The 17,608-nt window shown below is 42.7% G+C and carries 7 protein-coding genes; all 7 read right to left on the reverse strand.

The window, feature by feature from the left end; genetic code table 11:
* The coding region (locus JNG37_RS09290; RefSeq protein WP_202848326.1) for a mucin-binding protein at positions 1-6,140 on the reverse strand (6,140 nt) is incomplete at its 3' end.
* A 303-nt stretch (positions 6,141-6,443) separates the two neighbouring features.
* Positions 6,444-8,024 carry a DEAD/DEAH box helicase gene (locus JNG37_RS09295; RefSeq protein ID WP_202848327.1) on the reverse strand — a complete coding sequence of 527 codons (1,581 nt, stop codon included), beginning with the start codon at positions 8,022-8,024 and terminating at the stop codon, positions 6,444-6,446.
* A 204-nt stretch (positions 8,025-8,228) separates the two neighbouring features.
* Positions 8,229-8,933: a hypothetical protein gene (locus JNG37_RS09300; protein ID WP_202848328.1), complete on the reverse strand. Its 705-nt coding sequence runs from the start codon at positions 8,931-8,933 to the stop codon at positions 8,229-8,231.
* Between the two features lie 12 nt (positions 8,934-8,945).
* Positions 8,946-9,824 (reverse strand): ATP-binding cassette domain-containing protein, encoded by an 879-nt coding sequence (locus JNG37_RS09305; protein WP_202848329.1) that lies wholly within the window; start codon positions 9,822-9,824, stop codon positions 8,946-8,948.
* Positions 9,825-9,965: 141 nt separating this feature from the next.
* Complete coding sequence (locus JNG37_RS09310) at positions 9,966-10,856, reverse strand: class C sortase (RefSeq protein WP_202848330.1); 891 nt, start codon at positions 10,854-10,856, stop codon at positions 9,966-9,968.
* Positions 10,857-10,892: 36 nt separating this feature from the next.
* Positions 10,893-12,377 (reverse strand): SpaA isopeptide-forming pilin-related protein, encoded by a 1,485-nt coding sequence (locus tag JNG37_RS09315; protein WP_202848331.1) that lies wholly within the window; start codon positions 12,375-12,377, stop codon positions 10,893-10,895.
* Between the two features lie 28 nt (positions 12,378-12,405).
* Positions 12,406-17,505 (reverse strand): InlB B-repeat-containing protein, encoded by a 5,100-nt coding sequence (locus JNG37_RS09320; RefSeq protein WP_202848332.1) that lies wholly within the window; start codon positions 17,503-17,505, stop codon positions 12,406-12,408.
* Between the last annotated feature and the right edge of the window lie 103 nt (positions 17,506-17,608).

Raw genomic sequence — 17,608 nt, forward strand, 5'->3', positions numbered from 1 at the left:
TAGGTCACCTGCTTGGTCACATGGTTGTAGCTACCCGTCCGCTCGAAGGTGACAGAATTGGTCTTGCTTTCGGTATTCGGAACTGGCTGACCGTCGACAGTATCCAGTTTGTAAGCCACTGTACGAGCGATGGTCTTGGTCACTTCTTCCCAACGTGGTCCATTTGGATTAGTCGGATCGACTGGTGTACCTGGGGTCTGTGGATTGTCTGGGGTGCTAGGAGTGGTCTTTTGAACCAATTCAAATACAAACTCTTGAGGAACATCCTTATCTGTGTCATAAGGGGTTGTTGGAGCATAGGAATGCTTATTGCTGACAAGATATCCAGAAGCCTCATATGAGTTCACAAGAGGTGTTACATCGTAGCCAATCTCCTCACTAGATTTACCAGATAGGGAGATGGTATTCAACTCCTTCTTGGCCTGTGGATTGGTCACATCGACAAAGCGGATAATCGCCTCTTGCCTATCTTTTTGATAAGTAACAACTTCCACAATATCAGCAGCTTCAGCTTCCACCAAACGTGGTGTTTCAGTCACACTGGCCGCTACTTCAACGGCATCCGATGTCGTCCGCTTAATAGAATATCCTGCTAGGGATGGCAATGGGTTACCTGCCAATTCCTTATCACTATCAACTGCTTGCCAAGGTTCATAAGTAACTGCCCCTGTTATCAGATTAACCGTAGCAGTTCGAGTAAAGCTAACTGTATCTTCAAATACAGGAGATAAAGGCGCTCCAGCTTCATCTACATACGAAATGGTCCGCTTGACTTCATCTTTGGTGACAATCCCTTTTACAGAATCTGGCCATTTTGGAATCGTTGGGTCTGGATTTTCAGGATCGTACGGAACAACTCTTTCAGTCAAATGGTAAACAAACTCATCATGACTATTCGGATCTGGTGAGAATACCCCATCTTTTTCATAGTTGGACATATCTCGAACTTCATAGCCAAGCTGTCTGTATTTTTCAATCGTATCAGTCGTATCAACTGTGAAGGTTTCACCTGTTTTACCCGTCAAAGCAATCTCTTCTACAAGCACTTCTTGACTAGGATTGGTGACATTGATAAAGCTAATTTTACCAATCTGAGTATTAGGAGTATAGACAACAATTTCAGTAATATCACTATCTTGATGGGTAACCGTCTTATTACGCGTTGTTGAAAGTGGCAACACTTCCTCTCCATTTGCTCTTGCTTTGGTCGCTGTATAGCCTAATACCTCTGGTAAAGCATACCCCTCTAAAGTTGCATCGTTATTCTTAGCTGTCCAATTAGTATAGGTAATCTGATTGCTTACAAAGTTATAGGTACCAGTCCGCTCAAACGTAACAGTGTTTGACTGACTGCTGGTTCCTGGAGCTTCTGGTCCATCCACCTCATTAAGCTTATAAGAAACTGTACGAGTGATGGTCTTGGTCACTTCTTCCCAACGTGGTCCATTTGGATTAGTCGGATCGACTGGTGTACCTGGGGTCTGTGGATTGTCTGGGGTGGTTGTGCTTGTCTTAGGACGGAATAAGATATCCCAATTCTGAACTCGCGCTGTATCTCTATCAAAGGTCTTATTCTGGTCTCTTGTAAATCCATCGTCAACCAGTTCGTAGCCACGCGCCTCAATTTCAGCAATCTTAGCATCTGTTGTATAAGCGATAGGTGCAGAGGAGTAACCTATCTCCTGGTCTTTAGCCAACTCAGGTCCATCCACAACCCTATATGTAAAGGTTGCTAATTGCTTATCATGTTCACGATAGACAATCGTAATGGTCTCATCCACCGCCTCTGCTGGAACATCGGTCCGCTCCGCAACATCCAGCTGACTGGCTGTATAATTTGGAATGACTGGGGATGTTACCTTAGGGAAATCGTCATCAGCAGATACCCAAGGACTATAGGTAATATCTCCTGTCAATGGGTTGGCTGTCGCAGTCCGTGTATACTGGAGAACTTTTTCAACTGTTGCACTTGCCTCACTACCATCTGCATAGATGTAACGAATGGTTCGCTTGACAGTTTCTCTAAGCTCATCCTCAGGGACATCAATCACCTTAGGTACATAGGTAGTAGATACTTTGGTCCCGTTGACATCCGCAATAGTGATTGTTACACCGCTAGCCAGTCCAACAAAATTTGGCTCTGGGGTAAAGGTAATGGTGCCGTCGCTATTCAAACGATAAACACCCTCACCATCCACTTGAACACTGTCTACTTCCTGACCTTGTTGATTGATGAGTTTACGACTAGCAGGATTTAAGGCTACAACTTCTGAATCTGGATCATATACCTGATCACCATTCAAATCAATTTGCCCAGCAGTAAAGAAGTCACTCCTAGAAGTTTGCTCCGCCCCTTTTAAGCCGTAAGTCTTATCTGGATCAGCAATCGGACGAACTTCAATAACATTTGGTGAGTAAGTGGTAACAACGGTCGTACCATTACTATCCGCCTGACGCACACTGACTGGGGTAGGAGTACCATAGTAATTCGGTAGCGGTGTAAAGGTGATACTGCCATCCGAATTCAAGACATAGCTACCTTGATTTGGTACTTCTACTCTGGTCGCAGGCTGACCACTAGCATCAAGCAGGGTCAACGTCGACGGAACCAGTTCACCCACACCGTCAATCTGAGAGCCTTTGGCAAAGGTCGGACGACCTGTCTGCTCTTTTCCTTGTACACCAATCGAAGTCGCAGCCACAGCGGTAGGGCTAAGTGGTGTAATCGTAGGAGTATAGGTCGCTGTCGCTGTAGAACCATTGACATCCTTAGCTTGAACCGTTACAGGTAACAAACTACCAATGAAACGTTTGCCTTCTTCATTTGGCGTATAGGTAACGGTGCCATCAGGTCTGGAAATGGTGTACTCACCCACTGCTGTTCGAACTCCATTAACCATCGCATAGGCCGTTGTAGTATCAACAGGATTCGAACTATCATCCAATAGTTTTGTCGTATTTGTATCCATCGGAACTTGAGCACCTGTGGAGGTTGTCCCTGGAACGAAGGTCGGTCTACCAGTCTGAACAGCACCTTGGACAGCGCTAGAAGTAGCATCAATACCGCTCGGGACAACTGCAACAACATGTGGTATGTACCTACCATCCATGGTATTGGTCTGGTCCGAAATATTAGCAACTCCATGTACATCCGTTGTCGCAGTCCATCCAGTTGTATAGGCAACCTTACCAGCCTGATCCACTACTGTACTTGTTCGACGAATCGTAATCCCCTTGGCCTGTTTGACAATGCTACCATCCGCACGCTTAGTTACAAAATCTGCTTCTGGAATAAATTCTACATCAACATTCTTACCATTAGCAGTAATCTTATAGCGACCCTCACCTGGCACGACATAGTAGCCATCAACCAACTCACTATCCTGAACTAATTGACCATTTTCTTTGACGATAGAAGGTGGCACATTTTCATCAATTTTCGCGGTAGTATTTTCATATGAATTTTTACCAAAGGCAGAAAATTCAATCGTTGCATTTTGTCTTTCCCCTTGGCTAGCGGAGGTTTCCTTTTTGCTACCTCTAGGTTGATGTGTTAACTGTACCTGGAAATCTTCTACTTCCCCGGAAAAAGCCGTCAAATGTGGGGTCAAAACATCATTTCTATCTACAGCAATACGAACACGAACACCTAATTTGGTTAAGTCCGTATCTATAATTTGAGGAATCCCACTAAAGTTTAGTGTATAGGTATTTGCTGCTGTTACTTCGACAATTCCTGACGCCTCTCCTGCATCAAAAATTCCATTATTGTTGAAATCAATCCATCCCTGCATATGAGCCTTTGGATTCCCATTTGCCGATGCTTGTAGTTTCAACTCATAGGTACCATTGGAAGAATGATGCAATGTATAATTATTATTATTTTTAGCCGCATTACTTGCCCCCATGAGCTGAATAGGTCCCTCGTCCCACTGGTTAATTAGCTCATCACGATACCATGGAGCAGCGTCAGCTGGAATAGCCTCTGGTACAAAGTCCAAATCTGCCATTACGGTACCTAGATATGGATTCTTGTCAGCAACATTGAGGTTGAGGGCGTGTTTACCTTCCCCATATGAGGCTGGAGCATCCCCTTCATCATAGACCATGACCCCAATCATGGCAGACTGTCTACCCAATGAAGTGATAAACATCCCTACTTCTGAAGCATTTTTAGTGAGCAAGATAGGTGTTGAATATTCCTCATTCGGATATGTATTAGATTTCATTCGGTTGGTTACTGGTCCAAAAACCTTAGTACCTAACCCATCTACCAGGGTCATACTTCCCTCTGTTGAGGTTTGTCCTGCAGTTGCAATGGTTTCTGACGTGCCAACATTGACATAGTCCAAAGCATCAAAACGTGCCCCCCAATTGTTGGGGATAGTGACATCATTAAATCTATTTCTATTTTGTTCGAAGTAGGCCGTCGTGATGGGACTGTAGGACGACAAGGTCAAATTGTTAGATAGTTCTCCAAGAAGTTCAAAATTTTCTCCATTGGTCGTGAAAATGACAAGTTCATCCCTCTTAGCTTCTTCTGACTCCATCATGACAAAATTTATCGGAACAGATTTACCAAGATAAGTTGCAGACCCACGGAAGATGACCCCTACGTTTCCTCCATCCTTGTGAGACTGTAGAGTTACCGCTTTATTACCAAAATTCAATCCCTGTCTAGCCGCCTGCGACCAGGTCGCATCCTGCTTAACAGCAATAATCTCTGCTTGTTCACCTGTTCTAATGACATGGTTTTTTCGATTTGCATCAAAATATTGCTCTCGATCTGTTCCAGCAACCCGTTCTTTATAAATATCCGTTGCTTCAAAAGGTTTTAGATCGATTACTTCCAGAGTTACCTCATAACCTGGAGCAATGACTTTCTTATATTTAGTACCAATTCGAAGAGATGGGGCTAATTTGTTACCATCAGCTTGGTTAGGGGCGGTACCAGTTCCCGAAATGGTACTAGTATCCGAAAAATCAATCCATGTAATCTGATTTAATAGCTTATCTCGGCTAACTCCTTGGTAGTTTTTGAAGTTTTGTGTACCTGAAAAAGCAGTTCTATTCTCTGCAGGAATAGCCCTAAACCCACTCGTACCTTCGGTGTTGCCACTAGCTGATACAGCATCCTCTATTAGCGGATTATCTTTCTCATCTTTTTTACGCGTCACAGCAAAGGATAGGATATTGGTTTCATTTTCCGTCACAACTTTTGTCATTACATTTGGCTGACCATCTGCCAAACGATAATTCGAAGACAATTTTTCAGCAGTAACTGTTACCCCAGTCTTGGCAATTTCGTCAGTAGTGGTTACAGAAACATAGCCTACTTGACCAAGTTTCTTCTCTTCACCTGTTTCCACATCGGTCTGGATAACCTTATATGGAATATGTACAGTCCGTTCTGGAGCCGAAACAAAATGGTCTTTTGCTACTTCCTGAGACTTTGGTGTCGCTACCTCCGTATTTTCAACAACTGGAATAGTTTTCCTATCATCGGCTGAAGCTGACTCCTTAGTTTTTTCCAATTCCGCATCTTCGTTTTTTTCAAGACGGACTGTAATAAGATTCTCTTGACCTTCAACAATAGTCACCAACTGTTCTTCATCCTGATCTACTGCCAGGCGATAACCCTCTGGTAATTTAGATGGAAGGTTTAAATTATGGCTAGCCTGCTCATCGACTGTCATTACCTCTATAGAAAAGGTTTCAGATGACAGAACTGTACCGGTTTGATCAACATATCTCACAGTGTAAGAAAGCACAGCCTGTCTGGTTTTAGGTATTTCATCCACAAATGGTTGGACTTCTGCCTCTTCTATATCGTTTTGAGAAACCTCAGATGGTTGAACAGCAACTGATTCTTCAATTAAAGGTTCGGTAACAGCCAAAATTGTAGATTTTGCAGGCAAAACTTCTTCAGAAAGAGGCAATCCATCTGCTCTTTCTTCACTAACAACAAGTTCTTGCCCCACGGGAGGAACAGGTACTTCCTCGGTAGCACTTACCTTACTACCCGCCCCCAATGCCAGCGATACCCCTAAAAGTACGCTAGCAGCACCAAAATGAAATTTTCTGATTGAAAAACGCTGTTTAGCGGCATACCAATCAAAACCTTTTCTTCCTTTTCTCATAAAAAGGCCCCCATTTCTTAATATTATTATATCAATAGACATTGTCATACTATCATACTGCACAGTTCTAATCAAGTAATTATCGGTTGCTATTAGAAAATCTTAATAAACTTTAAATGGATTGCCTAAGGAATGGTGACAAGGAATCAATAAACAAGTCTGCCGATTGTAATAGAAATTATGCCAAAAGTATTCCAATCTAATTGGTAGTGTAAAAATGGGTGGGCTGATTTCAATAGTCACGATAATAAATGAAAAAGAGTACTTCCAATAGGAAATACTCCATAACATTCTTAAGTTTGCTTATCTTTCGCCCTTATTGCGAATAACAAAGCCTGTTTTCTTTTCACTTGATGTGCGTTGGTGTGGTTTTTTGTTGTCCTGACGGCGGTTGTCACGTTTGAACTTGTCATCACGACGGTTGCGGTCGTTACGATCACCACGGCGTCCTCCACGGTCTCGGTTGCGGTCGCCGTCACGACGGCCACCACGATCACGGTCGCGACCACCACGGCCACCCTTGCCCTTAGCTTGTCCAGGAGCAAACTTGAATGGCAGTGGTTTTTCACGCGCAATCTCCACCTCTGGCAAGCTATCTGGATCTTGTACAGTCAGGCTGAGTACATAGAGTGCTAACTCCTCAGGGGTAAATTCAGCGGCCAACTTAACTGCATCTTTCTTGAACTTATCGAAATTGCTACGGATGGTTTCATCAGCCATTTCGCGCTCAATTTTTTTCAAAGCAACTTTCTTCTTGGCTTCAAATGCTTCCTGAGCAGTTGCTGGCTTGAGACCTTTCATACGTTTCTTGGTCAAATCTTCGATGATAGCCAAGTAGCCCATCTCGTTTGGCGAAACAAAGGTAATAGACTGACCTGATTGACCCGCACGACCTGTACGACCAATACGGTGCACATAGCTTTCTGGATCCTGTGGAATATCGTAGTTATAGACATGCGTTACACCTGAAATATCCAATCCACGCGCCGCAACGTCCGTCGCAACAAGGACGTCAATCTGGTCATTTTTAAAATCACGGATGACACGCAGACGCTTATTCTGATCCAAATCTCCGTGGATACCTTCTGCACGGAAGCCACGCAGTTTCAAACCACGAGTCAATTCATCGACACGGCGCTTAGTACGACCGAAGACGATAGACAATTCAGGCTGGTCAACGTCCATAAGGCGTGTCATGGTATCAAATTTTTCATGTTCTTTGACACGAATATAGTATTGGTCAACGTTGACGTTGGTCAATTCCTTAGCCGCAATCTTAACATGCTCAGGCTCTTTCATGAATTTGACACCAATACGCTTGATTGGCTCTGGCATAGTCGCAGAAAATAGTAGAGTTTGGCGACTTTCTGGCACACGTTCGATGATCGCTTCAATATCGTCCAAGAAGCCCATGTTGAGCATTTCATCAGCCTCATCAAGAATGAGGGTTTCAACGCCGTCAAGTTTGAGGGCCTTGCGTTTGATTAGATCCAACAAACGCCCTGGCGTACCAACAACGATGTGGGCACCTGAGCGAAGGGCCTTGATTTGTTTTTCAATGCTTGAGCCACCGTAAACAGAGCGGACTTTCACACCCTTTTCACGACCAAATTTGAAAAGCTCTTCCTGACTCTGCACCGCCAACTCACGTGTTGGGGCAATAATCAGGGCTTGAACAGCTTGATTGTTGGTGTCAATTTTATTGAGGGTTGGCAAACCGAAAGCTGCAGTTTTCCCTGTACCCGTTTGGGCTTGACCAATCACATCTTTTCCTTCCAGAGCAAGCGGAATGGTCTGCTCCTGGATAGGTGACGGCGTTTCAAAACCTGCCTTCTCAACGGCAAGCAAAATGTCTTCTGACAATTGTAAATCTGTAAATTTCAATGTATTCTCTTTTCTAAAAGGCAGTGCGAAGCTACCTTATCTAACTTTTTTTGTAACAATTATTTCCACTGGCAGCGAACTAACCAGTATCAGACTTGCAACTTACCTAGTATATCACATTCTAGTCGTAAAGGTTGGCTTTTACCTTGAAAATCAAAATAATACGTTTTCATAAAAAGCAATCCCTTGCGAGATTGCTTGATTTTACTTCAATTCCTTTTTTGAAAATAGCAGAGCACCACAGCTTACATAGACAACACTAAAGACAAATGCCAAGATAGAAGGCAGTGACAGTAGATTTTTGGTCCCCGCCGCGACAGATAATTGTGAAAACATCATAAAGTCCGCAAAAAAATCCGTTTTAAGAAGAATACCTGTCGCCATCATGAATAATTGGTCAAATAAGAAGGCAATTAAAATATACACCATGTATGCTTGATAAATTTTTGGGAAAACAACAAACAAGATTGTACAAAAACTAGCAATCACAATATAAAAAGGCAACTGATAAACAAAACCTTCTAAAAGAACCCCGTAATCCGCTGCCCCATTCATCATTTGACGAGCAAAACCAGTCAGCATATAGGCAAATAAGACATAAAAGACGCAAAGTCCCACACTAGACAACCACTTGTGAGTAAAAATCTTCAAACGATTCTGGGTACGTACTAGGCTATTATTGACTGTCCGAAACTGAAAATCCTCCCCAAAGAAAATCTTGGCTGGTGCCACAAAAAAGAGTGGCAACAAGTTTGTCCAGTTGGATAAGAAATCTTGAGCACCAGTCGCCTCAAGGTCCTTACTGCTACTATAGGCCAAAATCAGACTCAACATCACCACAATTCCCAGACTGACCAAGCACAACTTTTCCTTACGAATACGATACCAATCCGCTTTCACCAAATTCATTTTCCATTCCTCCTAGTTCAACAAACTCAAATAATATTCTTCCAAATGCTGGCCCTGACGGTAAATCTCCAGAATCTCAATCCCTGATTGACCAACCAGATTAATAACCGACTGAACATGTAGTTCCGCGTTCAGAACCAAACCTGATTCTTCCAAACCGACTTCAACACCTTTTTCTTCCAAATATGCCTTCACACGAGCATTGTCCGCCGTATCCAGATAGAGCTTTCTAGCCACAACCGCTGCCAAATCAGCCCTGGTCAGATCACGAATGACCTTGCCCTTGTGCATGATGACAAAACGATCCGCCAACAACTCCAACTCCGACAAGATATGACTAGAAATCAAGACAGTCATCCCATACTCATCCCGCAAGCGCAGGATGATGTCACGCACCTCCTTGATCCCAGACGGATCCAAACCATTGATCGGCTCATCCAAAATCAAAAACTCTGGAAAGTCAATAATTGCTAAGGCAATCGACATTCGCTGCCGCATCCCAAGGGAAAAATTCTTGACCTTCTTCTTCCGATCCACATCCCCTAAACCAACTAAGTTCAGCACTTGCTTAATACGCTCCGTTGGATTTTCTAAGGACAATTGCAGAGCTGCGTACATGAGATTGTCCCAGGCAGACAGATTGGGGTAAAGCGTAGGCGACTCAATAATAGCCCCCATCTTAACTGGTTTTGGAAAGACCAGCTGACCCGTCGTTGGAAAAATCAGCCCTGACAAGATTCGGATAAGAGTTGTTTTCCCCGCACCATTTTGTCCAACCAAGCCACAAATCTCTCCACGCTGGATGGCGAAAGATACCTGATCCACCGCCGCCTGCTGACCATAATTTTTACTCATTCCCTCAATTCGCAATAAGACATTCTCTGTATTCATAAGGCTCTCCTTTTTTGTATCAATGTATAACTGTATTAAATATATCATACAATAAAATATTTGACAAGTATTTTTTAAAAATTTTTTCCACATAAAAAAATAAGGCTGGACCAAAGTCCAACCTTTTTTGAAAATCATAGACTATTTTTCAGATAAGCCCCAATCTTGAAGCCGGAATTGTTTGAGCTCCAGATAGATTCGTTTTTTCCTGTTGTAACGATCGCTTGTTACCACCAGTACATAGAGTAAAAGGATAGCTAGCAAGGGAAGGGATAAAAATGGTGCAATAAAGAGGGGCGGTAATTGCATCGCATCTGCAACTAGAGCTGCAGTCCCATCCGCATTCTCAATCCGATGACCTCTGACAAGCAGGCGGTGACTGTTGACTCCGTAAGGCGTACAGGTCACAAGTGTACAGTAATCCATTCCCTCAACCAGCTGAATATCAGACAAATTGGTCGGCTCCACCACCCGAATTTGATCCACCTCATAGGTGATGGTCTGATCAAAGACATGGATGGTAAAGGTATCACCTTCCTTGAGTTTGTCCAAATCAGAGAATAATTTTGCAGAAGGAAGACCCCTGTGCCCGGAAAGAACGCTGTGACTACCTATTCCTCCAATCGGTAAGGATGTTTGCTCCAAGTGACCGATAGACGTTTGCAGAACATCCTCATTGGTCCCATGAAAGATTGATAATTTCACATCGATTTTTGGGATACTGATATAACCCATTATCCCGTTTTTCTCTAAGTTAAGAACCTGATGGTAAACTTCTCTTTTAGCAGGCGACATGTTCCAATCGATGCCATTTTCAATCAATTGTTGATTGTATACTTCTGCATCTTCTAAAGCTTCCTTATACAAGGTGGCATCTAGATTGGAAACTGTCTCTACATAATCTAAAATCGCTTGAGATTGATGAAACGAATTCCAATAATCACTAAAACTAGGATAGAGAAGGAGACCGAGGCCCAGTAAAAAGAGTGCTGTCATCATAGCTGTGAATTTCCGCCCTTCAAACCAGTTCATCCGCTCTCCTCCTTTCCTAATGGTTATCTGATATGATTAGTCCAAGTTTTTCATTCTGCGTTTTGAAATTAAAACAATCGCAGCGCCAACGATTAAAATAGAACCTACTGTGTAGAACACGCGCGTACCGAAAGCACCAGTTGATGGCAATTCTGCACCAGCTTGGTTGACAACTTCGATTTCACCATTTTGATTATTCAATAGAACTTGTTTACGTGCAGTCAAGATATTGTAACCAGAAGGTGCTTTGATTTCTTCTAACCAATAAGTCTTGTCGCCTTTCAAACCTTTGATAACTGCTGTACCACCTTGGATAACAACGCCATCTTCGCCTTCAACTGCAACACGATAGGCACCAGCTCCATCCGCAACTACCTTAACTTCAGTTCCACCAGTTTCTTGGTCATAAAGACGGAATTCTGCTCCTTCGATAACTTGTTTTTCTGGGTTTACCTTTTTAATGGTTGCTTTATAAGTATTGATGTTAGTACCGCCACCTGGAATTGTTTCAATTGGTGGATTTTTAGGGTCATCTGGATTATCTGGGTTTGATGGATCTCCCTTACCATAGTATTTGATATTGGCATTGTTTGTTGCCTGACCTTCTTTAGCCTCTGTTGTGACAACTGCCTTATAAGATACTGTAAGGTTTGTAGGGGATTTATAAATCGATTGATAGTTTTCGCCAACCCAACGCACACCTACAACCATTTTTCCACTTGGGTCAAATGAAATATTGGCTGTATCAATAACTTTACCGTCCACTCGTACAACAACACTGTCTTGTTTGATAGCCAATCCTACAGGATTATCTTCAATAACATAGCGAATAATTTGTTGCGTTTGCTTGTTTTCAGTCATGTGGTTAGTTGCAACAATCTTGATACGGAAGTCAAGCACATCTCCGATTTGTGCTGTTGAAACATCCACATACTCTCCAGAAGCAATCTTAACTTTTTTACCACCAGGACCCTTATCTGGATCAGGTGTATCTGGTAAGTCAGGTGTATTTGGATCTGGAACTTTTGGTTTCAGATCGTTTTTATCAATAACAGTCGCATTTGGGTTTGTACTGTCAACTGTAATCACTGCTCCAAGAGATGATTTTACAAAGTAGTAACCATACTCCAAACCTTTAAACGTTAAAGTATCTGCGGTCGCTGTTGCTTCGCCTACTTGTTTGCCGTAACTTGTTGCCCACTCTGCAAATTCAGTGGTTGTAATATCAACCGTGTCAGCTGTTTTCACTAAAACGTTTCCAGCTGAATCTGTTTCAAACCATTTGTTATCAGTTAATGCTGGTTTGTCTGCCATTAACTTGTAAGAAATACCAGCATCTGATCGAGTCGCATCGAATAGTTTATACAAGGTATAGGTTTGACCTTGAGCGGTGTTACTGATAGTAATGGATGCTGGCCCAGAGCCACTATTCACTTCTGTCTGTGCTAGTGCCGTTGTTCCATGCACTAGAACGAGTAGCCCTGCCAAGAGGGCCGTGAAAAATCGTTTAATCTTTTTCATGATGATCCTTTCTTAAAATTGTAATAGGTTAATAATAGCGTTTTTTCCAATAATAACTAACTCCTGCCCCAAACATAAGGACAAGACCAATTCCCATCACCAGGTGTCGTCCAAGACCACCGGTTTCTGGCAAGGCAGTACCTGGTTGGTTGGCTACCTGCAGGCGATGGCTATAGGAGATTAATTCTCCTGTTGAGGAACTTGGTTGGTTGTGATTAAATCGAGCCATTTCTGGTCGTCCTGCTTGACCAGTCTGATCCGTCAGTGTCAAGACAAAGGATTGATTTTCTTCTGCAACAGTAAAGTAGATATCTTCTGTCAAGACGATGAAACCATCAGGTGCCGCCAGTTCTTTCAATCGATAAGTACCTGCTTTTAAGCCAACTAGATTTGCTCCTTCAGAACTATCTATCAAGATGGTGTCAATTTCTGGTACTGCTACCCACTGGCTACCGTCCCACTTGGTCAACTCAAATTTTCCACCTGCGAGCGGTGCCCAGTGGTGACTGGTTTTCTGGAGATTTAGTGTTGGGTAAACCGTCAATTGACCGTTTTGAACTGTCACTTGATAGTTGGATTCTAGGGTATTTGGACCAAATGAATAGGTAAATGTATTTTCACCTGTCCCTGGATTTATTTGTGATCCAAGTACATTGAATTCAACCGTTTCTCCATCGACCAATCCGGTGTAATCAACACCCGTTGGAACTGAAATAGCAACAGATTCTGCTCGTAATTCCAAGCCGTCGTAGCCTTGTTCAGCTGAATCTGAAGTGAAAATGAGTTGCCGTGGCCGAATAGTCAGACTACCATTTTCAATCACAAATCGGACATCAAAGTTTGGATTGCTGTTTCTGAAGAGATGGTACAGATCAAGTGTGTAGGTTCCCGCATCTTTTCTCTCAACAAAGTAACGGCTCTGATCTGCTACAAACTCAATATCTGACTCTTGGTACAAACCAGAATCATCAGAAATCGTCCACTCGTAGCCCACTCTTGTTGTCAAACCATCATAGGTTTTCTCCTGCTTTTGTCCTGTAACTGTAACCGTAACAGGTTGCTTGGTGACTAAGAGACTACCTGCTTCATAGGTAATCTTGTAGAAATCCTGACTCAGATTTGTAGCACCACTTGTCCGACCTGAACTTCGGCTAATCTGTGCTTCTTTTGGAATCGTTTGGCTCGAACCTGCATTTGTTTGACTACCATCATAAGTAATAGACGTCAGACGATCCGTTGGCTTGAGTCCATCGACCAGTGCTAAATCAGACAATCCGCTGCTGACCAAGGCAGTTCCATCATAGACTTTTTGCTTATCTGCAGCCCGAATCAAGAGATTCTTCTGATAGTAGAGATTGATGGTAATCTCTTGGCTCTGGTTGATTTGGTAGTAAATTTTATTTTCTACCTGCTGATGATCGATCGAGTGATGGTAGCTATAGCCTTCAATTCCCGGTCGTTGAACAATGTAAGCAGATGGACGCTTTCTCGTTACATAAAGTGGATTAATTCCTGGAATTGGATTGCCATCCATATCCAGATAGTTGACTCGAATATGCGCAGTATCATAATCACTATATCTGAAGGTCAGGATATTTTTTCGACTATCAGATGTGAAATAAATCTGCTGGACATCATCCAAGGCAAAATAATCTGTCGCCAACATGCTTTCTGTCACTCCTGCTTGAGTGCGCATGTGTTGCTTATCGACTTCTACCGGTCTTTCTTTAGCAAAGATAAATCCAGCTTCAACATCTATGACACGTGTTGGAGCCACTTCAATCGCCTCATTACTTGCCAAAACATAACGTATCGTGTAGGTGATGTTTTGTGTATTCGGCGTGTAATAGAAAGTAATGAGATTTTCTCCATAGTGTAAAGATACCGTTTGCCGGAGTTGGTCTGACAAGTATCCTGGTATACTTTTCGCACGAACCGTAATATTTTGCCCATTTTGAAGACTTGGATCTTCCACCAACAAATCAGCAGACAATTGCCGCAATGTACCGTGTTCGAGATAACGAACACGATAGGTAGTTGCAATTGGATTCCAACGAGCGTAAAGAGTAATATTGCCTGTAACCGGTCGATTCCAATCATACAAAGTTCCTCCAGTACGCTCAGTGTACCATCCCATAAAGCGATGATTATCCAAACTAGGCGCACCAGGGTTGTAGACTTTGTTGTACTTTGGAACAGTCATACTGTCAAATTGTCCCTGGCCACCATTGGTATCAAAGCTGACAGTGTAATCAGGTTTTTCCCAATTTGCATATACAACTTTGTTTTGACCGTACATTACAGTCCACTGTACTGGTACATTAAAGGTTTCATCTTCATACCAACCACGCCAGATAAAATCACTATCTACTCCAGCTGGTCTAGTTGGCTCTTCACTATAGGACGGTGAACTGATATCTCGACCGAATGGAAGATTTGAAATTGATTTGATAATTGAACTTCCATACACATAATCCAGAGTAAAGCTATTTCGTTTATAGTAGAACCGAAAAGTCTTACTACCATTGCTCTCAGTGGTGCCCTTGTAGCCACCACTTGGGGGTGATGTTAACTTTGTAAATCCGAAAATTTCTTTTTGAGTCACATTACCCATGGAATATAATTCTTGGCTAAATCGAGTAGCAACTTGATACAAATTCGGATTATTTGCATCCTGAAGCCAGTACTCCACTTTATGCTTGGTACCTTTGAAACTAAACTGAGCTCTTAATTGAACAGTATTTTTATTATCAGCACTTTCCACTACATCCGGTGTCAGTTCAAACCGTTTTGTAGAGTATACAGGTCTATTCTTTCGTAAATCATCCCATCCATAAAAATACCATCCTGTTCCATCACGGTGCGGTCTCGGATTTCCAGATAAATAAACTTCTCTAGGATTATCAACTGATGACGGCCATACACTTGAAAGATCTTGGCCAACAACAACTCCCCTCAAACGATACTCGCTACCTCTATAAGTTTGACCGTTTATCGAAATCCGAGGCATTCCTTTGATATAGGCATCAAATCGTGGATCTTCTGCGTCAAAGACAATATCATAGCGCTTCAATCGATAATAGACGACTAGTGAAGCTGTGCCGTCTTCGGTAATGACCGTAGTAGATCCTTGATTTCGCTCTGTATCCAACTCATAGTAGAAAGGCATATCTGTCAAACCTGGCTGACTGGAAGCCGTAATTGTCTCACCTACAAAGGCTTGGGCAGTCTTGGTCTGATGATAGACTGTCACAATCTGCTGTGAGGCGTTATTATACATCTCCCGCATGTAGACAATTTTGAAATCAACTTTCTTGCGTTCCCATTTTGCATAGAGTTGAGTATCTTTGTCCAAGACCACAGTCCCAGACTTGGCTGTTCCTGTGAAATTTGGATTGTCATACCATCCTCTAAACTCAAAACCTGGTTTAATCGGCTGGATACTTGTTATGGAGACAGTCGTTCCATATGGAGCGACGAGCGGTTCGATATAGGAACCACCTTGACTATCGTAATACAAGCGTGCATCTAACCGTCTATAATAATGAACTAATTCCTGACTGCCGGTATTATCCAAAGTCAGACTGTCTGCACGTTCAAACTCCATATATGGAAATGCGAGAATTTGGGGTTCGACGGGACTTCCAACCATACCGTGCCCCTTGACTTGGTGGAAAGTGGTATACCCACTTCCTTGCAAGTCTCTTACCTTATAGACGAATGTAAACTCGGTGTTGGCAGGCTTGTAGGCAAGGCGCATCATAACTTGATGATCTTCCGTACCATCTAATCCATCCAAACGTTGCAAATCTCCACGATTGATACTTAACTGACTGCGTTCTGCATAGTAAATCGTATCTGAAGCCAGTGAATCCTTTTCAAGCAATTTAGTAGATTCAGGCGGAGTAATCAGATGCGGTAAATCCCGCTCTTCCAATTGAAAAATCTCCGTGTCAAAGACAACTTCTGCCTGAGATGTTTGACTGACGTAGTAATATTGCACGCGTACAGTGTAAATGGAAATCGGACTGAATACTCCATCCAAGATCATATCACCTATTACCGGCGTTTCAGCAGTTACAAATTCTCCTGTTTCTCTATTCACCCAACCATCGAAACGGAAACCTTCTTTGAAAGGTGCCTGTGGTAATTCTCCCAACTTAGCATTGTCTGTCTTTTCAATCAGGTTTGAAATTTCTTGCTCTTTGCCTTCAAGGTCTTGGTAGATGAACTTGACGGTATGGTAGTCTTTGTCATCAATGGTCACACGATTAACTGTTCGGTTGTCCGACGACAAGAGACCATAAGTTGAAAAGCCCTTGGCTTCAAAACGAATGCTTGAAACCTCATCTGCTTCTTTTTCCTCTTCAACCGGTAAAAACTCTGGCTGTTCTTGATGTTCTTCTTCAAAGTGGACAGCCATCAGCCCTTGATTGGCTGGCAAATGGAAGGTGGATTTATAGTCAATCCGAATTTCCATCGGCTTTTGAGGCTGTATTTTTTGCCCATTATACTCCAAACTGATGTCATAGAATCGAGCTTCTGCCACAGCATCCTTGTCCTCTAAAGCCTCTTTAGTCTTGTCTAGGAAAAAGGCATACTCCTGAGAATCTTGATTCAATTCTTTGACCTGAATCTCTGTTCCGACTGGAAGAAGAGCCTCTTTCTCAAAGTCAGCATGAAGGGTCCAATTCTTATCTTCAAAGACCAAGCTGCCTGCATCGAGATACTGGATTTCTTCTTCAGGCGGACTGGCTTCTTCGGGGGCCACTTTGGTTCTTGCTTCTGTCGATACGGTTGATTCTGCTGGACTGGTTTCAGTAGCTGCAGGGGTCTCAACTGCTGTTGCTTCTGTATTAGAATGGTGCTTTACAGCTTGCTCATTAGCTTGCTGACCTATTAGCGGATCTTGTCCTTCAATTGCTGATAAGGTGGACTGTTCTGAATTCTCTTCCTGTTTTTCAAGGTGTATCCCGTCCTGTTCCTGCGCCTGTTGTTGCTCAAGCGTTATTGCTGGCAAAACCAGGGCATAGGTTGTTACGAAAACAACCACAGTGGCAAGGAATACAAGAATTCGACGATACTTGGTACCTTTTATTGCAGAGAATAGTTTTCTTAATAAGTCCATTTTTTCCCTCCTTTCTATCTAAGATATGTTGATGTAGTGCTATCTTCTATAAAGATTCCCCCTTTTATCTTTTATTCCAAGATGCCATCATCTCGGTTCCAAA

Origin of the sequence: Streptococcus suis (assembly GCF_016775005.1) — a bacterium.
GTDB classification, from domain to species: Bacteria; Bacillota; Bacilli; order Lactobacillales; family Streptococcaceae; genus Streptococcus; species Streptococcus suivaginalis.

Coding starts and splice junctions, on each gene's coding strand:
- JNG37_RS09300 (WP_202848328.1), bottom strand. CDS start 8,933: ATGAATTTGGTGAAAGCGGATTGGTATCGTATTCGTAAGGAAAAGTTG.
- JNG37_RS09310 (WP_202848330.1), bottom strand. CDS start 10,856: ATGAACTGGTTTGAAGGGCGGAAATTCACAGCTATGATGACAGCACTC.
- JNG37_RS09305 (WP_202848329.1), bottom strand. CDS start 9,824: ATGAATACAGAGAATGTCTTATTGCGAATTGAGGGAATGAGTAAAAAT.
- JNG37_RS09315 (WP_202848331.1), bottom strand. CDS start 12,377: ATGAAAAAGATTAAACGATTTTTCACGGCCCTCTTGGCAGGGCTACTC.
- JNG37_RS09320 (WP_202848332.1), bottom strand. CDS start 17,505: ATGGACTTATTAAGAAAACTATTCTCTGCAATAAAAGGTACCAAGTAT.